The organism is Cyclobacterium sediminis, assembly GCF_054781075.1.
This window is the reverse complement of the sequence record NZ_BAAGVC010000010.1, coordinates 324,950-345,645: the sequence shown is the minus strand read 5'-3', so window position 1 is coordinate 345,645 and position 20,696 is coordinate 324,950. Positions and strand designations below refer to the sequence as shown.

Sequence of the window (20,696 nt, the reverse complement as noted above, 5' to 3'; positions counted from 1 at the left end):
GAGGATGTTAAGGGATATTCTTTTTATTATTTTTTTGATGATGGGCACCTGCTATGGCATTAAAATTTGGGCGCATTCGCAAGGCTTTTCATCAAACCAAACTGCTTGGTTATTTGGTTTATGGATTTATCACCTTTTGATTAGTCTTGTTTTTTACCAATATATCCTTGCCAATGGTGGAGACAGTTACAGGTACTGGGCCATTGATTTAGGGAGTCCTGTAACCTCCAAAGGCTGGTGGGATTTAATTGGCACCGGCACCAATTTCATGTACTGGTTCAATTACCCCTTTTCTCAAATGGCAGGATTGGGGTATTTATCCGGCACCTTTCTGTATGCTAGCCTTTCTTATTTTGGGTTTTTATTGGCATTCCAACTGTTAAACGCAAGTTCCAATAAATTCAGAGATAAGGTTTTCTCCCAGGTGATTGCATTGATTTTGTTTTTCCCGAATGTTCATTTTTGGACTGCCGGAATTGGTAAAGAGGCATTTTTATGGTTGGGGCTGTTAATGGTTTTAGCAGGAATCCACTTCTTTTCTGATAAATTTTTATTAATAATAGCTGGCCTACTGCTCTCATTAATGGTCAGACCTATTCAAGGGTTGGTCTTAACCATTTCAGTCTTAATGGTTTTGCCATTTCATAAAACACTTTTACCTTATCGAAAAAAAATCTTCCCTTTGGCTATTTTTATGATTTTGTCAATTTTTGCCTATCGATACATAAAAGGCAGTTTGATTTATGGTTTTAACTTGAAATGGATAGGGGACATATTGGATTGGCAAAATCAATTTCTAGCCTCATTTGGAGGTAAAAGTTCAGTGGATATGCAGGGCTATAACTGGATTGAAAAATTGGTGACCGTATTTTTTAGGCCTTTTATTTGGGAAGCCAGGCATTTTTGGTCTATGGCTGCAGGGGTTGAAAATACTTTTCTGGTAGTCATATTTTGTTTTGCAGTATATAGTCTATTTTATTTAAAAGGTCGAATTAAATTACCCTTGTACCTTTGGACAGCACTGATATATGGGATGCTTTTATCTGTCTTATACAGCATTACCTTAAATAATTTGGGCATTATCATGAGAATGAAAAGCATATACTTCCCATTTTTTATTATTATTGCCTTTCATCTTTATTATAAAGTAGCCAATAAAAGGGCCAAAGTATGACTCGTCCAACCTTAATCATATCCTTGGATTTTGAGCTTCATTGGGGGCGGTTTGATAAAGTGCCTATCAAAGCCTACGATGCTTATTACCAAACTACGAAACGGATTGTGCCTCAGTTATTGTCCTTATTTGAGAAATATAAGGTAGAAGTTACCTGGGCAACGGTGGGGATGTTGATGGCGGATGGTCCGGAGGAGTGGTTGAAGTTCAGCCCTGAAGTAAAGCCTAGCTATCAAAACTTAAACCTTTCTGCATATAAGTGGTATAAGGCAACAAATGAAACCAATAGTACCCTCTTTGCTCCTGATTTAGTTAAAGCAATTATTGATACGCCTGGACAGGAATTGGCAAGCCATACTTTCTCGCATTATTATACAATGGAAAAAGGACAGGATAAGTTGACCTTCCAAGCAGATTTGAAGGCGGCCCAAAAAATCGCTCAGGAAAAATTTGGTGTTAAGCTAAGCTCTTTGGTATTTCCTCGCAATCAGTTCAACACTGAGGCCATTCAGGCCGCAGGAGAATTGGGCTTTAATTCAGTTAGAACAAACCCTGTGGATTGGTTTTGGAAAACGCCGGAAAAGGGAGAGTTGCTTAAAAGAATATGGAGGACCTCTGACTCCATACTATCTTTAGGCAAAAAAACATCTTATCAACTGCAAGAGCAAAAGTCTAAAAAACCGATTTTAATACCTGCTTCTCGATTTTTGAGGCCCTATCAATCCAAGCTTGGGAGGATTAACCAAATGAAGGTAAATAGGGTCATAGAGGAGATGAGTACTGCTGCTAAAAACAATGAGGTCTACCATCTTTGGTGGCACCCCCACAACCACGGTAATCACCCTGATGAAAGCTTAATTGAGGTGGAACAAATCCTTAAACATTTTGCTTTTTGTAGAGAAAAATACAATATGCAATCCAAAAGCATGTATGGGCTTGCTCAAGCGCTACAACAGGTATGTTAATCTTGCAGTAATTAATTGAGCGAGGTGATTTTTTATTTTTTATAAAAACCCGCAGAAGCTAGCCATCCCATTACACTAATTTTCCTTTTTTTCTCCAATGTCTTTTTCTTTGCCACTTAGGCGCTTAAAGAATCTAAGTCCTATTTATGGCGGAATTGTACTCAATTTTAGCTTTAATATTTGCCCCCTTGATGAATTAGTATTTATTTTGGCCTTGCTTAAAAACTAGTCACTATGAATTTATCAAAATTTAAAGCCAGCATTCACGAAGGGAAAATGCCTGAAGGAATGACTGTTTATTTACAGTCTTTATGGTTGGATGGCAATGGAGATTGGACCAAAGCCCATGGGTTAATTGACCAAATGGAAGATGACGACGCCGCTTTTTTGCATGCCTACCTGCATAGGAAAGAAGGGGATTTAGGAAATGCTTCCTACTGGTATAGCAGAGCAGGCAAAAATAAACCTTCTATAAGTCTTGAACAGGAATGGGAGCAAATGGTTTTGTATTTTTTAGATCGGGTAAAAAAATAATAAATTTTATTTTTCTAATAAGTAAACTATTGTTTGCCTTTTCTGTGTTAACGGTAAATATTGGAATTCAATTTAGCATGATATAATGAAGATAGCATTAATAGCCCATGATGGGAAAAAAGCAGATATGGTGCATTTTATAGGTGGCTGCAAACCTGCATTGAAGGGGATTACACTTGTTGCCACCGGAACTACCGGATCACATATAGAAAAAGCCGGATTTCAAGTTGAAAAATTACTTTCCGGACCAATGGGAGGGGATGCCCAAATAGGTGCCATGGTGGCACAAAAGGAATTGGATATGGTGATTTTCTTTAGGGATCCTCTAGGAAAACACCCACACGAGCCGGATGTTCAAATGCTAATGAGAATTTGTGATGTTCACAATGTTCCATTGGCCACCAACCTGGCTGCAGCAGAGCTGATGATAAAATATTTCAATAAGTAATTGAAGGACCCTTTAGTAATAGAAAATGCAAGACCAACCTAAAAACATTAAAAAAATTGGTGTATTGACCTCCGGAGGTGATGCTCCGGGAATGAATGCTGCCATCCGGGCGGTGGTTCGGGCCGGGTTTTATTATAATTTGGAGGTATATGGTATTTACCGTGGTTATGAAGGGATGATCAATAATGACATCAGAAAACTCGACAGCAGATCCATTGCTCATGTCTTGGAGAGAGGTGGGACCTTTTTAAAGTCAGCTAGAAGCCTTGAATTTCGTACGCCAGAAGGAAGAAAAAAAGCCTACGAAAACCTAAAAAGTCATGGCATTGATGCCTTGGTGGTGATCGGTGGAGATGGATCTCTTACCGGTGCTCACTTGTTTTATAAAGAATTTGGTATTCCGGCTGTTGGGCTTCCCGGCACCATTGACAATGATTTGTTTGGAACAGATTTGACCATTGGGTTTGATACGGCATGCAATACCGCCATTGAGGCAATTGATAAAATTAGGGATACAGCTACCTCACATGACCGTTTATTTTTTGTAGAGGTTATGGGAAGAGATGCCGGTTTTATCGCCATCAATGCGGGAATAGGAAGTGCCGCTGCAGCCATACTTATACCTGAGAAGAAATTCCCTGTTGAAAAACTGATTGACCGATTAAAATTCAGAGAGAAAGCCAAAAAAGAGAGTAATATTGTTATAGTGGCTGAAGGAGGAAAAAGTGGGGGTGCACAAGAAATCTCTGAAAAGGTGAAGAAGATTTTGCCTACCTACGACATTAAAGTAACTATTCTTGGACACCTTCAAAGAGGAGGGGCACCTTCCTCCTTTGATAGAATTTTGTCCAGTAAATTAGGTGTTTCTGCGGTGGAAGGCTTGCTCAAAGGTAAGTACGATGTGATGGTGGGGATTATTAATAACAAAATTGTATACACCCCTATCAAAAGGGCCATCATAGATGACAAAGAAGTGGACGATGAAGACCTTCGCATTGCAGGTATTCTTTCCACCTGATTTAATTTAAAATATTTGAAGGGGAAAAAAAACATGAAATGTCCTTTAAATGATTTCTTTGTTATGCTCTAATACCATAAATAGCTTAATAAAGCAGTTCATAGGGAAAAACAGCCACTGAAAATCAGTGGCTGTTTTTGTTTTGTAATAATTTTAAATTGCTATCATTTTTGAGCATATTGTGTTTTCAATAATTTATTTAATATTATCCATACCCAAAACAAACCTATTAAGTATGAAAAAAAATACAGAATACTTACAACAGCGTTTTCAAGATGAAAAAAACGCAAAAATAAACCCTACAGAAAAGCCACAACCATTATTTGAGGAGCCTAAAAATGAAAGACGATCCTTTTTTAAAAAAGCTGTCCTAGGAGGAATTAGTTTAGGGGGAATGATGTCATTGCCTATGGAAGACACATTGGCTCACACCACTTCTAAAGTGAATCGTCTGTCTAATCCCTCAGACCTTAAAATTACCGACATGCGCATTGCCCAATATGGAAATGTGCCTTTACTAAAGATTTATACCAATCAGGGGATTCATGGCTTGGGAGATGTTAGGGATGGTGCGGATAAGCGCTATGCTTTGATGTTAAAAAGTAGAATATTGGGAGAAAACCCATGTAATATTGAAAAAATATTCAAGAGTATTGAGCAATTTGGATGGCATGGCAGACAAGGCGGAGGGGTTTCAGGTGTGGAAATGGCGCTTTGGGACCTTGCAGGGAAAGCCTATGGGGTACCACTTTATCAGCTACTAGGAGGCAAATTCAGGGATAAAGTTAGAATTTATGTAGATACACCTACGGTTCGGGATCCTGATGAATTTGCAAATAAAATGAAGAGTCGTGTAGACATGGGCTATACCATGTTGAAAATGGATATTGGTATAGGGCTAATCAAGGATCAAAAAGACACCTTAACCAATAAATCCCCTTGGGGGCCAATGAGGGGATGGTCAGATACAGATGTGATGAGTTATACACAAACTCCCCATCAATTTACCCATGTTCAAATTACACCCAAGGGCCTAGAGAAAATGGTTGAATATGCAGCCAAAGCCAGGGAGAAGGTAGGCTTTGAAATTCCTTTGGCCATCGACCATTTTGGTCATATGGGATACAATGAAATGATCAAATTGGCCAATGCTTTTGAACCTTACAATATCGCATGGTTAGAAGACTTGATTCCTTGGCAAAATACCGAACAGTGGAAGCGTGTTACTGAATCCATTACCACCCCTACACTTACGGGGGAGGATGCTTACCATAAAAAGAACTTTAAAGATCTCATAGAGAACAGGGCAGTGGATTTGGTTCACCCGGATCCGGGGAGTGTTGGAGGATACCTTCAAACCAAAAAGGTTGGTGACTATGCTGAAGAGTATGGAATAGGTATGGCCCTTCATCATGCAGCTTCACCCATTACCTTTATGGGAACAGTACATGCGGCAGCAGCAACCTATAATTTTATTGGCCTGGAACATCATTCGGTAGACAACCCTTGGTGGGAAGATTTGGTTACTGGCGTTGATAAGCCATTTGTAAAGGATGGTTATGTCACTGTTCCGGAATCTCCTGGCATAGGGCTTGAATTAAATGAGGACGAAGTCAAGAAAAGATTGAGAGAAGGGGAGCAATTTTTCGCTCCTACGGATGATTGGAATGAAATTAGGTCCTGGGATAGAACCTGGAGTTAATTCAAATAAACTAACTAGCAACTCGGCATATTTTTTGTTGAGTTGCTAGTTTTATTATTAACCTTATAACAGTGGCTAATAAGCTTTGGAAGGTTTAAAATTTTAATGTTTAACACAAATATGAGATCTAAACAAATTCTTTCTATCCTTTTACAATTGGTTGTAGCTGGTTTGGTTATCATTTTTACAGCATATTTACTACCAGGTATCGTGGTAGATGACCTGATTACCGGTATACTAATCGCGGCACTTTTGGCCTTGTTAAACATCACAATCAAACCGATTTTGATATTTTTCACGATTCCGATAACCATTCTTACCTTAGGATTGTTTTTATTGGTAATCAATGCCTTAATGGTGATGTTGGCTGCCGATATAGTAAACGGATTTGCCGTTGGGAATTTTTGGTGGGCCCTTTTGTTTAGTTTGGTTCTTTCTTTAGTGAATTCCCTTCTGGGTATTTCCTTAGGTAGGAGTTTAGGTAGATAAAAAAATAGCCCTTATTTCGGGCGGAGTTAAACATTTTGATAAAAAGCCGGTTAAGTTTGTGAATTTGAAAAAAAATTATCATTTTATAGGAGTATTTAAACATGGCAATTGTTTGCTACGATTTTTGGTTTAATAGCCTACCAATTAGATCTATAGGTTAGTGCTTGGTTGAGTGTCTTTTTTTTATAGATATAAAATAAAAAAATACTGAATAAATATTATGAAGAAAGTTTCAATTTTCTTTTAATTGTGACTTTAACGCAGCGAAATTGAATTAATTAACCCACCCTCCAAAAAGATGAAATATCCAAACGATGGTTTTTTGCCACAAAATATAGAGAAGTTAAAGCAAGAACTAAAATCAAGTAACCAAAGCTTTAAGATTATCCCTAGTGAGGACAATACAGACGAGTATGTCAATTTTTATTTTATTGGTAAATATGAAGGCAAAGAAGTGATTTATGATGCCGTATTGTATACCCTGAGACTTCATTACCAAAGTGAGTTGTATGAACTGGCAGAACATGAAGCAGCCAAAAAATTCCCCAATTATGAGGGGATAAAGTACAATGAAGACGAGAATGGTAACCTTATACCTTTAAAAACAGAAGAAGAGGAGATTGGATGGTTCATTACAGAAATGATAATGGATATGGAGGAAGAAGGTGCCGTAAAAGTACAGGAATTTTTGGATTTGGACACCCATCACGATTTTGGAATCGGTCTGGATGCGGCCCTGAATCTGGAGTCCTTAGATGAAAAAGCCATTGAAGAGTTTGTGGAAGCTTATAATGAAGACAGCCTGGAGCTAGATGATACTTTTTATACTTTTGAATCAGAGGAAGAGGAGGATTAAGACATTGATCTCAGTGTCAAAAAAAACTTATAAAGCCTAAACCTAAAGCTATTGTTTTGGTTTAGGTTTTTTCAATTAGGACTAATAATTAACCTGTTTATTAGATCTTCTATTTCGAGCTTTATCATTTAAAAATTAATCATCTAGCTACTGTTTATATTTCCATAGCAAAATGATACTAAAATCTTCAAACAGCTTTTATTCTTATAATGGCAATTTTCCCTGAGAAAATTCACGAAATATCATTTCTTAATACGGGTTAAATGAATAAATGATTAACTGGTTTTATACCAATTAACTTTACATTCTATAAGAATTAAACATTATTATTTATGCTAAAAGTAGCCTGGTCTACAAAATATGCCCATCCTTTGCCCGAGGGGCATAGATTTCCCATGGAGAAGTATGAACTGCTTCCCGAACAATTATTGTATGAAGGCACCCTGAATTCCGGTAATTTTTTCGAGCCTGAGCCTTGTACCGAAGAAATAATTACGGCTGTTCACGATAGCAGGTATTTTAAAAAATTAAAAGCACTTTCTCTCAGCAAGTCAGAGATAAGAAGAACAGGATTTCCTTTGAGCAAAGAATTGGTAGAAAGAGAAATTCAAATCATGAATGGCTCAGTAATGGCTTCTTTATGTGCTTTACAAAATGGGATAGGGATGAACATTGCCGGAGGAACACACCATGCGTTTAAGGATAGAGGTGAGGGCTTTTGCCTATTAAACGATATCGCCATCGCAGCCAAATACCTCCTTACAAAATATGCGATTGATAAGGTTTTGGTGGTGGACTTAGATGTGCATCAAGGCAATGGTACAGCATCAATTTTCCAAAATGATTCGCAAGTATTTACTTTTAGCATGCATGGCAAAAACAATTACCCCATGCACAAAGAACAGTCAGACCTCGATGTTCCGTTGGAGGACCAAACCGATGATCAAACCTACCTTTCGTTGCTGGGAAATCACCTGCCAAAGGTAATAGCTGAGGTGGCACCTGACTTTATTATTTATCAATCCGGTGTGGATGTTTTAGCGACTGATAAATTGGGAAGGCTTGGGATGACTATTCAAGGTTGTAAAGAAAGAGACAAGCTAGTCTTAAGCCATGCAAAGACAAATAACATACCCATCATGTGCTGTATGGGGGGAGGGTATTCTCTTAAGATTAGTGATATTATCGAAGCTCACGCTAACACTTTTCGTTTGGCTCAAGAACTTTTCTTCTAAATCACATGGTTTTGCCTTGAGCATTTTTGTTTATTGGCCTTAGATACAGGCATTAAAGTAAGAATTTTAATGCCTGAAGAATAGAAAAACGGGTATTTTAGATTTAAATAATGTCCATAGAATTTGTAAAAGATTAAGAATCCTTATATTTGCCTCAATCAATTTTAAAACCAATATAAAGTGAGAAGAAATTTAACATTATTCAGTGCGATTGCGTTCTTAGGACTCCTTGTTGGGGCTTGTAATACTTCTACCCCCAATGAAAATGTTTCTGAAGGAGAACAAAAGAAAGATGTTTCAGATATTAAAATTGCCTATATCGTTACAGATAGCGTGATCAATAATTTTGATTATTTTAAAGAAAAATCTGCAGAGATTGCTGAAAAGGGTAATAAATATCAAAGCGAATTGACCAACAGGGCTAAGGGATTTGAACAGGAAGTAGCCAGTTTCCAGAGTACCGGAGGTAATATGACCAGAAATCAGGCACAGGCGAAGCAGGAAGAGTTAATGAAGAAAGAAGAAAACCTGATGACTTATAGGCAGAACATCATGACTGAGCTACAAGCTGACGAAACCAATCTATACAATGAGGTTTATGATAAGATTCAGGTTTACTTAAATGAGTATGCAACTGAAAATGATCTCGAGATGATCCTTTCTTACACTAGAGGCGGTGGTGTATGGTATGCCAAAGAAAGCTTTGATGTTACCGATGAGGTGATTTCAGGTTTAAATGAAGATTATAAAAATAAAGACAATAGTAGCACTGAAGAAAAAGAGGAAGCTCCTGCTACTGAAGAATAAGGACACTAATAGTATTAGATTTATAAAAGTCCGGTATTCCGGACTTTTTTTTTTATTTTTTTATCCGATTGGCATGAAAAATGCCGTTTTGGTTTAGTGGCCTAACAAGGCTTATTGTGGAATTATTAGTTCGGTTAATTTTAAACGATAAAAATGGAAATCACCAATTTTCTAAAAAATCATTTCAGACATTTTAATGCAGCGGCATTGATAGATGCTGCCGAGGGGTATAAATCCCATTTAGACAACAATGGAAAAATGATGGTAACCCTTGCGGGTGCGATGTCGACGGCCGAACTGGGGATTTCATTGGCAGAGATGATCCGTCAGGATAAGGTACATATCATTACTTGCACTGGTGCGAATTTGGAAGAGGATGTATTTAACCTGGTTGCCCATGATTACTATGAACGGATACCGGAATATAGAGACTTGACTCCACAACAAGAGCAAGATTTGGTTGACAGACACATGAACAGGGTTACGGACACCTGTATTCCTGAAATGGAGGCTATGCGACGCATTGAGAATGTAATCCTTGACGAGTGGCAAAAAGCAGATCGTTCAGGCGAACAATTTTTCCCTCATGAGTTTTTCTATAAAATTCTATTGTCCGGAAAACTTGAAAGTGAATACCAGATAGATCCCAAAAATAGTTGGTTACTAGAGGCTGCAAAGAAAAATATTCCAATTATTGTTCCCGGTTGGGAGGATTCCACTTTAGGAAATATGTTTGCCGGACATATGATTTCCGGAGATATCAAAAATGTACACACTGTAAAAGGAGGAATTCAATACATGATGTATTTGGCAGAGTGGTATACAGAAAATGCCAAAGAGGAAAGTACAGTTGGTTTTTTCCAAATAGGGGGTGGAATAGCTGGAGATTTCCCTATTTGTGTAGTGCCAATGCTTCATCAGGATTTGCAACGGGATGGGATTCCTCTTTGGGGATATTTCTGTCAGATTTCAGACAGTACTACCTCTTATGGCTCTTATTCCGGAGCTGTACCCAATGAAAAAATAACCTGGGGAAAATTAGGCATAGACACACCAAAATATATTATTGAATCAGATGCCACAATCGTAGCACCTTTGGTATTTGCGATTGTATTGGGGCAATGAATGGAACAAAATGAACAATGTAATGACAAAATTTTTTAGAGCAAGCACATTTTTTGTGCTTGCTCTTTTCACTTTTTACCCATCAAAAGGGCAAAGGCCTGTATTTTCACTGGCTTATGATGAGCATCAACCTTTAATAGCAGCCGGAGGTGAATTGTATTTTAGCCTTTCTTATCATCCACAAAACAAAGGTGGGCTAAAAGATCCTGGGGATGTATGGGTTGCTGCAGAGGGTAAGCAAGGGTTTGAACCTCCGGTTCCTGTTCATGAACTGTCCACGGAGCAATACGATTTATTAATTGGATTTAATCAGCGAAATGAAGCGCTGGTATACCATGCCAATGAAAACAGCCAACAAGTGATTCAAAGCTATACTAAGGATTCTTTGGGTTGGAGAAAGGGAGAGTTCATACAACTTCCGGGGCTTAAAATAGAAGGAGATCACTTTAGTGCCTCTCTCGATTCTAGTGGTCAAATAATGTTAATGGCCATGGATTCCTATGGGAGTTATGGCAATGAAGACATTTATATGTCTCAATATAATGGCATATCCTGGTCAAGACCTATGAATATTGGAGGAGCTATTAATACTGCCAAACAAGAATTAAGTCCCCGCCTTTCTAAAACCGGAGATACCCTTTATTTTGCCAGCAATGCCCATGATACGCAGAAAGGAATAGAGGTATATGCCAGCAAAAGACTGGACAATACATGGAGAAATTGGAGCCCGCCTGAATTGCTAAACCTGTCTCAAATGCAGGGGGTAGAGATGTATTATTTTCAAGACCCAAAAAATGACCGTTCCTTTTTCACCAACACTCAGACAAGTGAAGGATTTGGAAATATCTATATGCTGGAGAATTTGGACCTTGAGACGATTCCGGTTAAAATCTTAGCCGAGAATAGCACTGAATCAAGATCTAATCTTGATGCAAATGATGGGATCAATATGCCTAAACCTAAAGTGAATCCTATTACTGTGGCTGATGCCCATCTGTTTTCAAATCTTGGAGAAGAAAGCAAGGGGCAAATTAGTATGGCTGAAAAATTAGATTCTTTAGCGGTAGGAGAGCAGCTCATATTGGAAAATGTCTTGTTTAAAAAAGGAACCGTAGCGCTATTGGATTCCACGTCTTTGCTTGTATTGGACGAATTGGCTACATTTTTGAAAAAGCATCCGGAGAAAAAGATGGCGATAGAGGGCCATACAGACAGTTATGGGAATGCCAATGTAAACATGCGGTTATCTTTGGCACGTGCAGATAAAATAAAAGAACTCCTTGAACAAAGAGGAGTAAAAGCAACTAATTTGAAAGCCAAGGGCTGGGGGGGTAAAAAGCCCATCGCTACCAATTCAAATGAAGCTGGAAGGAAACGGAACAGGAGAGTAGAAATTAAATTGATTGCCGAAGACTAGCATTTGGTAAAGAAAAGAAATACTATTTTTTAATTGCCCAGATTATGCAATAGATTGTCTAGTGCACATTTTGGGTTTAAATAAAAAATGGAGTTTTCCATTAAGGAAGCCTCCATTTTTTGTGTAGTTATTTATAGCGTTTTATTATCCTATAAGGGCTACAATTAATTCATCATAGCTGGAGATGAACCTCCCTCACTTTCTTTCAAATCTTCATTGGTAACCCCTCTTTTTTTCCTTCTTCCACCGTCTACACTAAGCTTTCCAATTCTATAGGAGAAGTTTATCTTGAAATTCATATAGCGCATACCCGTGACACTTTTTTGGGTAATTGTAGGAGTTGACAATTCATTTCTGATTTTAAATTCAGGGGTGAAAAAGTTTTCAGCACCAAAGCCAATGCTACCTCTTTTTTCTGCAAACTGTTTATTTATGCTTAAGCTATAAATACCGAACCCTCCCGATGAACCCTGGAGTTGCACCCTTCTTCCACGGTAAAAGCTAAAGGCTTGGATTTGCCAGTTTTTCGGTAAGGTATAGTTTCCAAAAAGTCTACCACTGATTACAAACCCTTCATTTTGTGCTTTATATTGTGGATTATCCTGTCCATTGTCCAGCTGTGCATAGTATCCATCAATAGATCCGTTTAATGAGAATTTACCCGATATATTTATATTGGAAAAGATGCCTAATCCATAGGCCCTTTCATTTCCAATATTTTCGTAGGTAGTGAAGATCACATCATCATCTTGAATCGTTCTTACAGGTTGAATAGAACCTGTTGTATTTCTCAAGTAGGAAGTAAAATTTAGTGAAGTTCCTTTAATAAAAGTACTGTAAGACAATTCATAATTATCTGTCATTTCAGGATCCAATATAGGGTTACCTTGCGTAATTTGTTGAGGATTTGAAGCTTGTATATTTGGATTTAGGTAGTTCAAAGATGGTCTTTGAATTCTTCTATTATAGGCGGCTTTCAACATATTGCCATTGGCCAATTTTCTACCAAAGTTCATATTGGGAACTACGGTACCATAGGAAGGGATATCCACCGGTAGGTCCGAAGAAAGAAAGTCTGCATCAATATTGGTGTATTCGTATCGAATACCGGTTTTGAGGGTGTAATGCTCTAAAAACCCTAGAGTATAGGACAAATAACCGGCGGTTACATTTTGGTTGTAATTAAACTGGTTAGAAAGACTGATATCTTCATCTTCCACATATTCTCCATCTGCCCCTGTTGCCCTGTAGTAGGCAAAGTCACTTGTGGCTTGTCTTAAAATATTTTTGGCTCCATATTCGATAATTTGTTCATCTTTAGCTCCCAGAGGTGTCACATAATCCACTTGTACAGTAAATTCCTCATTGAGGTTGTCATTGTCATTCTTAATTCTACTAATTACTTGATCAAAGGACTCATTGTACAGGCTATTGACGAAGTCATTGGTACGATCACTTCTGGAGTAAAGGCCTGAAAAGCTAATTTCTTTACCTTTCTTTTCATAGGACTTAGTATAGTTATAGCTTACATCCAAATTATTTGAAAGATTGTCAGTCTGTACATCCCTAAGTAACTCACTGACCAACATGTCTTCTATATAAGTTTCCGTATAGAGGTCATCTTGCTTATTTTTCATATTTCTAAGCCCGAAACTGACAGAGGTTGTCATGAAATTATATTTATTGATTTCATAATCCCATCCTAAATTATACCTGCCGAACATCATATTATTTCTGGTGTCAGCCCCTTGTAATATTCTGGTTGAAGAACCATCATCAGCAAGCAAAGTTTGCTCATTTTCAAAGTTTCCCAATATATTGTATCCTGCTCGTCCGAAACCTCCTAACGAAAAGCCCATTTTCCCTTTTTTCAAGGCAGCATTTAGGCCGAGATTTGAACCTCTCAAACCTGCACTGGTATTGATATTTAAGGAAGCTCCTTGTAGTTTGTTCTTTTTGGTAACAATATTGATCACCCCACCTGTACCTTCAGCATCATATTTGGCGGATGGAGAAGTAATTACTTCCACGGATTTAATTTCTTCTGCCGGAATTTGCTTTAATGCGTCCGCAATATTATTGGCTACAATGGCAGACTGTTTATTGTCTATTAATACAAGGATATTGCTACTACCCCTCATGGAAACATTACCATCCAAGTCTACTGTCAACATTGGGACTCTCCTCAATACATCGGAGGCGTCACCACCTACGGTGGTTTTGTCATTCTCCGCATTGTATATGGTTCTGTCTACTTTTTCTGTAATAAGGCTTCTTTGCCCTTGGACAGTTACCTCCTCAAGAGCAACTGCTGATTCTTTCAAACCTATGTTTCCTAAAAACAATGTTGGAGTATTGGGCCCCACTTGAATATCATCTCTAACAAATGTGTCATAGCCAACAAAACTCAATTCCACCTTGTATTTACCTGCTTCTTTTACATTAAAAAAGAATTCTCCATTGTCATCTGCGACCCCACCTGCAATGGAAGTCTCAGAAGCAGATTCTTTTAAAAAAGCGGTAGCGTAAGGGATAGGCTCACCTGTTGCCTGATTCACTACTTTACCTGAAATCTTAAATTCTTTCTTTTCAGAAGCCTGTTGACCAAAAGCATTTAGAGATGCCCAGGACAGCATTACAATGGAAATTAATAATAGTTTGGTTATTTTTCTCATTTGTCTTAGTTTTCCAATATTGTTATTGTCTTTATAATAGCTGATACAAAGGAAAAATTTTCTTTTCAATAATAAAAGTACAATAGATAAGGGAGGGAGTTAAGTCGACCAAAAGCACTATTGAGCAGACCAACGATAATTGATCCAAACGGAATCCTGTTTTATAGATGAATTCCAGCTATTTAACGACGTTCGGTCCTATTTGGTAGATTAAAACTTTTCATTTCATATCTTTATTTTATGTTTACGTGGAATTGTTTCCTTTCGGAGCCAATTAACTCCAAAGCTATCCTATATGACAAATTCAATTAAGCCTAGAAAAATCACATTTCTTATCCACATTCTGATATGGATATTTATAGCCATTGTGATTTTTGTAGTAAGCCCCCTTTCCTGGAAGGTTGACTTGCCGATAGAGTATTGGTTCAAACAAGGGCTAACACTTTTATTTCTTATTTTAGGTTTTTACTTAAACATGTATGTTTTGGTGCCTAAATTACTTTTTAAAGATAAAATTTGGGCATTTATTGGTTTGGGTATTTTACTTACGCTTTTGTTCCTGTTTTTGATAATTCAATTTGAAAACCTTGTGAATTTACCTGAGTTGATGCACAATGCTTTCAGGCCTGATAAGCCTTATTTGCCCAAGCCGAGGAATTTTAGTTACGACCTCTTTACCATATTGTTATTGTTATTTGGCCTAGGAATAAGTACCAGTATTGTGGTGGTTGAAAAGTGGCAAATAGATGCGGGAATAAGGAGACAAATGGAGCAGGAAAAAGTCTCCTCCGAACTGTCCTATTTGAAAGCTCAAATTAACCCTCATTTTTTCTTTAACACCTTGAATAATATTTATTCGCTAACAAATATTGACGTTGAGAGAGCTCAAAAAGCGATTTTAAAGCTTTCTAGAATGATGCGGTACGTCCTATATGAGACCGATAAGGATACTACCTATCTGAGTAAGGAACTTGACTTTATCAGAGATTATATTGAACTGATGCGTTTGCGTTTGTCTGATAAAGTGAATTTGAATTTAGATATTCAAGAAAAAACTGATGATATTCCAATCGCCCCAATGCTTTTACTTCCATTTATTGAGAATTGTTTCAAACATGGCGTAAGTGCAAAAGCGGAAAGTAAGATTGAGATATTTGTTAGTCAAAAAGGAAAGGTTCTTGAACTTAAAACTGTAAATTTGATATTCCCTGCCAATCCTAAAAGTAAAGAAAGTATGGGCAGTGGGATAGGGCTTACCAATACGAAAAGGAGATTGGATCTGATCTATGGAAACAAATGTAAATTGATCATCGATGAGGATAACCCTGAAAATGAATACCGAATTCAATTAAAAATAGACCTTGGATGAAAGTCAAATGTGTGGTTGTAGACGATGAGCCCTTGGCATTGGATCTTGTATGTAACTTTGTGAACAAAACGGGATTTTTGGTTTTGGAAGCTAAATTTGATAGCGCTTTAGATGCTCTGTCCTTTATCAATGCCAATACGGTAGATTTGATTTTTTTAGACATACAGATGTCCGATTTGACAGGAATGGAATTGGCCAGGGTCCTGGAAGGAAGGAAGGGTAAACCATCACCTAAAATAATTTTTACAACTGCTTATAATCAATTTGCAATTGAAGGATACAAAGTGGATGCCTTGGACTATTTATTAAAGCCTTTTGGTTACGAAGAGTTTCTAAGTGCGAGCCAAAAAGCTTTAAAGCATTTTGAGCAACAGGCTGATAACAGAAGTGCTATTGCTGAAGATTATCTTTTTTTGAAGGTGGAATACCAATTGGTAAAAGTGATGTTGAAAGACATAATATTGGTAGAAGGCTATAAGGATTATGTCAAGGTTCATCTGGAAGGTAAAGAATCCCCATTGCTTTCTTTGACCACGCTTAAAAACATGGAAGAATTGCTGCCTGAAAATCAGTTCATGCGTGTCCACCGTTCCTATATTATTTCCCTTGAACAGATCAAGAGTATCAGCAAGAGTACCGTCAATATGGGAATAATGAACATAGGAATAAGTGAGGGATATAAAGAAAGATTTTTGCAATTTATTAGCAAATGGATCAATTGAAAGCCATTTGACTTACCTCCTTATGCCTTTTCTGAAACATCACCCGGAAGCAAATTGAACAAACCTGAAATTTCTTTTATTGATTTTTCAGTCCCAATAGAATGAAAAAAGGCTTGCAATATGCTATGTTAAGTATATTGCAAGCCTTAATTACGGTAGTTAAAGGATTCGTTTTCTACTTAATTTTCCAAAGGAATTGTCCATAGCCTTTGGCTTCCATTTCACTTTTAGGAATAAATTTCATTGCAGCTGAGTTCATGCAATACCTTAAGCCGGTTGGTTCAGGGCCATCATTAAATACATGACCCAAATGGGAATCACCAAATTTGCTTCTAACTTCTACTCTTACCATTCCATGACCTCTATCAACTGGTTTTTCCAAATACCTTGCATCTATAGGCTTGGTAAAACTTGGCCAGCCTGAACCTGATTCATATTTGTCACTGGAACTGAACAATGGCGCACCTGAAACGATGCATACGTAAATTCCTTCCTCCTTGTTCCCATTGTACTCATTGTCAAATGAGCGTTCTGTGGCATCTTCCATAGTTACTTGGTACTGTAGAGGAGTTAATTTTTCCTTCAATTCTTTTTTTGAAGGTTTCGGGTAATTGCTTGCTTTTGGTACTTCCCAATAATTGCTAATAAAGCGGTCCCTTCCGGATCCTGTCCTGTAGGATTTATAGGCTTTCGGTTCCTTTTTAAAATAATCCTGGTGATATTCTTCTGCAGGGTAGAAGTTGGTAAATTTCACGATGGGAGTAACGATGGACTTGTCAAAAATCCCTGCAACATCTATCTCTTTTTTAATAGATTCGGCAACTTTTTTTTGTTGGTTGTTATGGTAAAATATAGCCGATTCGTATTGGCTGCCCCGGTCATAAAAACTACCTCCCTCATCTGTGGGGTCGTATTGCTGGAAGAAAATATCAATGACCTCGGAATAACTGATCACATCCGGATCAAAAGTTACCTGTACAGCCTCTTTATGGCTTGTTTTACCTGAAGAAACTTGTGAATAAGTAGGGTTTTTTTCCTTTCCCCCGGCATAGCCGGAAACGACAGACAATACACCGTCAATACCTTCAAATGGAGATTCTATACACCAAAAACATCCTCCTGCAAAGGTTGCTTTTTCGGTATTTCCTGCATAGGATTCCAAGTCCATGGTTTTGACCTCTTCAGAGGTTTTATTTGAGCCATTGCAGGAAGTCACCGCTAGGCAAATCAGGGCCAGTGCTGCAATAATTGATTTAATGGGGTATTTCATAAATATGTCTTTTATTCCAATTTTAAAACGGTAAAGATTCTAAAATTGTTCAGTAAGTTGTAATTAGGTTCAGATTGAATGATCCTTGTTTTAATAATTTTGTTATTAAAGTGTAGAAACCTATATACGGTTGAATAGGCTCTTTTGGTTTTATTTTCTACAATTTCTCAATTGGAGAAGGAGTCATAAAGGTAATTTAATTCATTTAATTTAACCATGTCATGTGGGAATCCCTGAATTGAATACCCCCCTTATTTTCGTTTATAATGGACTTTGTAAAAGCTTATCCAATGAGCAGTAAAAGTAGTTCTTCTTAGGCTTTTAATGGCATCGTTTTTGTCCGTTTTATAAGTAGTTATAAACTTGGGCATGGTAACTTTAAGTGACCAAGTTGCGAATGAATTATAGAAATTAAACCAACATTAATTATGAAACTTAATGCATTGTATTTGAGTATTGGAGCGTCGACATTGCTTTTACTTTCATCTTGTGGAGGAAACAAATCCACCGAAAATCCAATAGCGTCTACTACAAATGAGGTGGAAGAAAGAAGTGCTGAAACAAGTGAAGAAATAAAAGAAGAATTTAAATCTTTTAAAAATGAAATCACTGATGAAAAAGAAGAACTTGAAGAAGAACTTCAAGAAATTAAGAACGACATAAAAGAGAATCAAATAGAACCTGCCAATGATAAAATTGATCAATACCTATCAGAGGCTGACAATAGCTTGAAAAATTTGGAAATCAAGGTAAAAGAATTTGAGAATGCCTCAGAAAAGCGGAAAGCCCAAATTCAATCAGAATTTGAATCCCTAGAGAAAAAAGCTGAAAAAAGCATTGAAAATTTGAAAAATGAACTTAACAATATATAATTAAGTCTATTGTGTATTTTAAGAAGGCTATTCCTAAATGTAGGGAATAGCCTTTTTTTGTGATTGTTATCAACTGACCTCCAATTCGCTTTAAGAAAGGTTTAATGCCTAAGAAATAATTCCATGATCAATCTAAATGTTATTATTAACCATGAAAAGTTACCCCGACCTGGGAACTCAAAAATTGGAAAAAATGCCTTATCTTTAAAATTAATTGTTCACCTATTACCATGACTATTACTAAAAATAGTCATTATTCACCCAATATGAATTTGTAATTTAAACCCAAAGAACTGTATTTTCTATAAGATAAAATGAAGCCTAACTTTATTTACTCATTATTGGAAATACAGGAAAAATGGATCCTTAAATTAGAACTTTCAGAGATATAATAAATTTATGATTGTGAAAAAAAATTATAAGCCCTTCTTTATTCTTGCTTTTGTAGCACTGTGCACTTTTATTTCTTGTAGCGAAAAGCAAAAACTCAAGATAGCAGAGAATATTGTATTTGAACAGGTTAATATTCCGGTGATTCAAGGGAAAACGACAACGATTGCCTACCTGAATTTCAACATGGAAAGGGATGAATTTCTAAGTCAGCTTGAAGTAGATTTAGGTGAAGGAACCACTATTGAGAATGTTTCTATTGCCTTAGCAGGTGAAGATGGAGGAGAGGAAATGATTTCCGGAGAATATAATTCTAATAACCATTCCTGGCGGTTGAAAGAGGAAATAGGCTTGGAGAAGGGAGAACAGCAACTGGCAATTAAAATCACTCTTCCGGAGGATGCAGATATGAAAAGCAAGTTTTCATTAAATATTCCAATGATTGAAGTGGGGGGAGCACAATCCATTCCTAAAGGATTAGAAGACCTAATGCCTTATCGTCCAGGCACAGCGCTCCGAACAGCCAATGACGATGGGGTGGCTGCTTTTCGAATTCCCGGGCTTGCTACAAGTAATAGTGGAACTTTATTGGCAGTTTATGATGTGAGGCATGAGGATTCTTCCGATTTGCAGGGGGATATTGATGTTGGACTCAGTAGAAGTGTAGATGGAGGAAATACTTGGGAACCTATGCAGATTATCATGGATATGGGTGAATGGGGAGGATTGCCTCAAAATCAAAACGGTATAGGAGATCCGGCTATTTTGGTAGACAATGAGACAGGAGCCATATATGTGGTGGCGCTTTGGATTCACGGAAAGCCCAGAACAGCAGCCTGGAGAAGTTCAGAACCGGGTCTATCACCGGAAAAAACCGGTCAATTAATGTTAGTTAAATCAGTAGATGATGGAAAAACATGGTCTTCGCCCAGAAATATTACAAAGCCAATGAAGAAACCCTCTTGGCAATTGTTTTTTAATGGACCCGGTAAAGGGATAAGGATGAAAAATGGTACTTTGGTCTTTGCAGCACAGTATAAAGATAGGGAACAAATTCCTCATAGTACCATAATCTATAGTGAGGATCATGGGGAGACTTGGCAAGTAGGATCCGGGGCCAGACCCAAAACCACCGAAGCACAGGTGGTGGAGTTAGAAGATGGGGGATTGATGTTGAATATGAGAGATGACAGGGGCGGTTCAAGGGCAGTATATACTACAGGTGATATGGGCAAAAGCTGGCATGAACATCCTACCAATAGAAGTGCGTTAATTGAACCCATCTGCATGGGTAGCCTTATCAGGTTTGATAGGAGTAGATTGCTCTTTTCTAACCCTGAAAGCACAGAAGGAAGATTTAATATGACCATAAAAATGAGTAATGATGATGGCTTAACTTGGCCCGATAGCCAAAAAATATTATTGGATGGACAAAAGGGTTGGGGGTATAGTTGTATGACTAAAATTAATGATGAAAGTATTGGTATTTTATACGAAAGTAGTCAGGCGCATATGACTTTTCAAATTGTGTCTATTACCGAGTTAAACCCTAATAAATAATCTTAGTTCATTATTATTACAAGTACTTTATTTTTTCTAAATTGCTTTATTTCAATTAAAATTGAAAA

General features: G+C 37.4%; 18 protein-coding genes. 16 read left to right on the top strand and 2 right to left on the bottom strand.

Annotation, left to right across the window (positions count from 1 at the left end; translation table 11 throughout):
- The first annotated feature begins 4 nt into the window (after positions 1-4).
- The 12 genes from ACYVHJ_RS12775 to ACYVHJ_RS12720 all read left to right on the top strand — a co-directional run bounded on the left by ACYVHJ_RS12775 (position 5) and on the right by ACYVHJ_RS12720 (position 11,770).
- On the top strand, positions 5-1,174 hold the full coding sequence (locus ACYVHJ_RS12775) for a hypothetical protein (RefSeq protein ID WP_460515349.1): 1,170 nt from the start codon (positions 5-7) through the stop codon (positions 1,172-1,174).
- Positions 1,171-2,139 carry a polysaccharide deacetylase family protein gene (locus tag ACYVHJ_RS12770; RefSeq protein WP_460515347.1) on the top strand — a complete coding sequence of 323 codons (969 nt, stop codon included), beginning with the start codon at positions 1,171-1,173 and terminating at the stop codon, positions 2,137-2,139. The genes ACYVHJ_RS12775 and ACYVHJ_RS12770 overlap by 4 nt, the downstream gene beginning before the upstream one ends.
- Positions 2,140-2,373: 234 nt before the next feature.
- Entirely contained in the window at positions 2,374-2,673 is a 300-nt protein-coding gene (locus tag ACYVHJ_RS12765; protein WP_339904194.1) for a hypothetical protein, read from the top strand.
- An 85-nt stretch (positions 2,674-2,758) separates the two neighbouring features.
- Positions 2,759-3,121: a methylglyoxal synthase gene (locus ACYVHJ_RS12760; RefSeq protein ID WP_339904193.1), complete on the top strand. Its 363-nt coding sequence runs from the start codon at positions 2,759-2,761 to the stop codon at positions 3,119-3,121.
- 25 nt (positions 3,122-3,146) lie between these two features.
- On the top strand, positions 3,147-4,139 hold the full coding sequence (pfkA, locus tag ACYVHJ_RS12755; RefSeq protein WP_303614404.1) for a 6-phosphofructokinase: 993 nt from the start codon (positions 3,147-3,149) through the stop codon (positions 4,137-4,139).
- A gap of 235 nt (positions 4,140-4,374) precedes the next feature.
- Positions 4,375-5,841: a mandelate racemase/muconate lactonizing enzyme family protein gene (locus tag ACYVHJ_RS12750; protein ID WP_460515344.1), complete on the top strand. Its 1,467-nt coding sequence runs from the start codon at positions 4,375-4,377 to the stop codon at positions 5,839-5,841.
- 120 nt (positions 5,842-5,961) lie between these two features.
- Positions 5,962-6,330, top strand: coding sequence for a phage holin family protein (locus ACYVHJ_RS12745; RefSeq protein ID WP_460515341.1), 369 nt, complete (start codon positions 5,962-5,964; stop codon positions 6,328-6,330).
- A 298-nt stretch (positions 6,331-6,628) separates the two neighbouring features.
- On the top strand, positions 6,629-7,186 hold the full coding sequence (locus ACYVHJ_RS12740; RefSeq protein WP_460515339.1) for a hypothetical protein: 558 nt from the start codon (positions 6,629-6,631) through the stop codon (positions 7,184-7,186).
- A 332-nt stretch (positions 7,187-7,518) separates the two neighbouring features.
- On the top strand, positions 7,519-8,421 hold the full coding sequence (locus ACYVHJ_RS12735; RefSeq protein WP_460515337.1) for a histone deacetylase family protein: 903 nt from the start codon (positions 7,519-7,521) through the stop codon (positions 8,419-8,421).
- Positions 8,422-8,601: 180 nt separating this feature from the next.
- Positions 8,602-9,228: an OmpH/Skp family outer membrane protein gene (locus tag ACYVHJ_RS12730; RefSeq protein WP_339903469.1), complete on the top strand. Its 627-nt coding sequence runs from the start codon at positions 8,602-8,604 to the stop codon at positions 9,226-9,228.
- Positions 9,229-9,381: 153 nt separating this feature from the next.
- Positions 9,382-10,353, top strand: coding sequence for a deoxyhypusine synthase family protein (locus ACYVHJ_RS12725; RefSeq protein ID WP_460515334.1), 972 nt, complete (start codon positions 9,382-9,384; stop codon positions 10,351-10,353).
- Positions 10,354-10,375: 22 nt separating this feature from the next.
- Positions 10,376-11,770 carry an OmpA family protein gene (locus tag ACYVHJ_RS12720; RefSeq protein WP_460515332.1) on the top strand — a complete coding sequence of 465 codons (1,395 nt, stop codon included), beginning with the start codon at positions 10,376-10,378 and terminating at the stop codon, positions 11,768-11,770.
- Between the two features lie 164 nt (positions 11,771-11,934).
- Here ACYVHJ_RS12720 and ACYVHJ_RS12715 read toward each other — a convergent pair whose 3' ends face one another.
- Positions 11,935-14,445, bottom strand: coding sequence for a TonB-dependent receptor (locus tag ACYVHJ_RS12715; RefSeq protein WP_460515330.1), 2,511 nt, complete (start codon positions 14,443-14,445; stop codon positions 11,935-11,937).
- Between the two features lie 295 nt (positions 14,446-14,740).
- Between ACYVHJ_RS12715 and ACYVHJ_RS12710 the strand changes: the two genes are divergently transcribed.
- Together ACYVHJ_RS12710 and ACYVHJ_RS12705 are read left to right on the top strand one after the other, a co-directional pair.
- Positions 14,741-15,814, top strand: a complete 1,074-nt coding sequence (locus tag ACYVHJ_RS12710) for a sensor histidine kinase (protein WP_460515328.1) — start codon at positions 14,741-14,743, stop codon at positions 15,812-15,814.
- Positions 15,811-16,536, top strand: a complete 726-nt coding sequence (locus ACYVHJ_RS12705; protein ID WP_460515326.1) for a LytR/AlgR family response regulator transcription factor — start codon at positions 15,811-15,813, stop codon at positions 16,534-16,536. Before ACYVHJ_RS12710 ends, ACYVHJ_RS12705 begins: the two co-directional genes overlap by 4 nt.
- Before the next feature lie 175 nt (positions 16,537-16,711).
- Here the strand turns inward: ACYVHJ_RS12705 and msrB are convergent, their stop codons facing one another.
- Entirely contained in the window at positions 16,712-17,806 is a 1,095-nt protein-coding gene (gene msrB / locus ACYVHJ_RS12700; protein ID WP_460515324.1) for a thioredoxin family protein, read from the bottom strand.
- A 428-nt stretch (positions 17,807-18,234) separates the two neighbouring features.
- Here msrB and ACYVHJ_RS12695 point away from each other — a divergent pair, with 428 nt between their 5' ends.
- Both ACYVHJ_RS12695 and ACYVHJ_RS12690 read left to right on the top strand, forming a co-directional pair.
- On the top strand, positions 18,235-18,678 hold the full coding sequence (locus ACYVHJ_RS12695) for a hypothetical protein (protein ID WP_460515321.1): 444 nt from the start codon (positions 18,235-18,237) through the stop codon (positions 18,676-18,678).
- A 399-nt stretch (positions 18,679-19,077) separates the two neighbouring features.
- Positions 19,078-20,628 (top strand): sialidase family protein, encoded by a 1,551-nt coding sequence (locus tag ACYVHJ_RS12690; RefSeq protein WP_460515319.1) that lies wholly within the window; start codon positions 19,078-19,080, stop codon positions 20,626-20,628.
- Positions 20,629-20,696 lie beyond the last annotated feature (68 nt).

What these genes read in the sequence shown, in the direction of transcription:
- ACYVHJ_RS12765 (WP_339904194.1), top strand. Translation starts at nt 2,374, where the DNA reads ATGAATTTATCAAAATTTAAAGCCAGCATTCACGAAGGGAAAATGCCT.
- ACYVHJ_RS12740 (WP_460515339.1), top strand. Translation starts at nt 6,629, where the DNA reads ATGAAATATCCAAACGATGGTTTTTTGCCACAAAATATAGAGAAGTTA.
- ACYVHJ_RS12715 (WP_460515330.1), bottom strand. Translation starts at nt 14,445, where the DNA reads ATGAGAAAAATAACCAAACTATTATTAATTTCCATTGTAATGCTGTCC.
- ACYVHJ_RS12775 (WP_460515349.1), top strand. Translation starts at nt 5, where the DNA reads ATGTTAAGGGATATTCTTTTTATTATTTTTTTGATGATGGGCACCTGC.
- ACYVHJ_RS12720 (WP_460515332.1), top strand. Translation starts at nt 10,376, where the DNA reads ATGACAAAATTTTTTAGAGCAAGCACATTTTTTGTGCTTGCTCTTTTC.
- ACYVHJ_RS12750 (WP_460515344.1), top strand. Translation starts at nt 4,375, where the DNA reads ATGAAAAAAAATACAGAATACTTACAACAGCGTTTTCAAGATGAAAAA.
- ACYVHJ_RS12690 (WP_460515319.1), top strand. Translation starts at nt 19,078, where the DNA reads ATGATTGTGAAAAAAAATTATAAGCCCTTCTTTATTCTTGCTTTTGTA.
- ACYVHJ_RS12705 (WP_460515326.1), top strand. Translation starts at nt 15,811, where the DNA reads ATGAAAGTCAAATGTGTGGTTGTAGACGATGAGCCCTTGGCATTGGAT.
- ACYVHJ_RS12745 (WP_460515341.1), top strand. Translation starts at nt 5,962, where the DNA reads ATGAGATCTAAACAAATTCTTTCTATCCTTTTACAATTGGTTGTAGCT.
- msrB (WP_460515324.1), bottom strand. Translation starts at nt 17,806, where the DNA reads ATGAAATACCCCATTAAATCAATTATTGCAGCACTGGCCCTGATTTGC.
- ACYVHJ_RS12735 (WP_460515337.1), top strand. Translation starts at nt 7,519, where the DNA reads ATGCTAAAAGTAGCCTGGTCTACAAAATATGCCCATCCTTTGCCCGAG.
- ACYVHJ_RS12770 (WP_460515347.1), top strand. Translation starts at nt 1,171, where the DNA reads ATGACTCGTCCAACCTTAATCATATCCTTGGATTTTGAGCTTCATTGG.
- ACYVHJ_RS12760 (WP_339904193.1), top strand. Translation starts at nt 2,759, where the DNA reads ATGAAGATAGCATTAATAGCCCATGATGGGAAAAAAGCAGATATGGTG.
- ACYVHJ_RS12725 (WP_460515334.1), top strand. Translation starts at nt 9,382, where the DNA reads ATGGAAATCACCAATTTTCTAAAAAATCATTTCAGACATTTTAATGCA.
- pfkA (WP_303614404.1), top strand. Translation starts at nt 3,147, where the DNA reads ATGCAAGACCAACCTAAAAACATTAAAAAAATTGGTGTATTGACCTCC.
- ACYVHJ_RS12695 (WP_460515321.1), top strand. Translation starts at nt 18,235, where the DNA reads ATGAAACTTAATGCATTGTATTTGAGTATTGGAGCGTCGACATTGCTT.
- ACYVHJ_RS12710 (WP_460515328.1), top strand. Translation starts at nt 14,741, where the DNA reads ATGACAAATTCAATTAAGCCTAGAAAAATCACATTTCTTATCCACATT.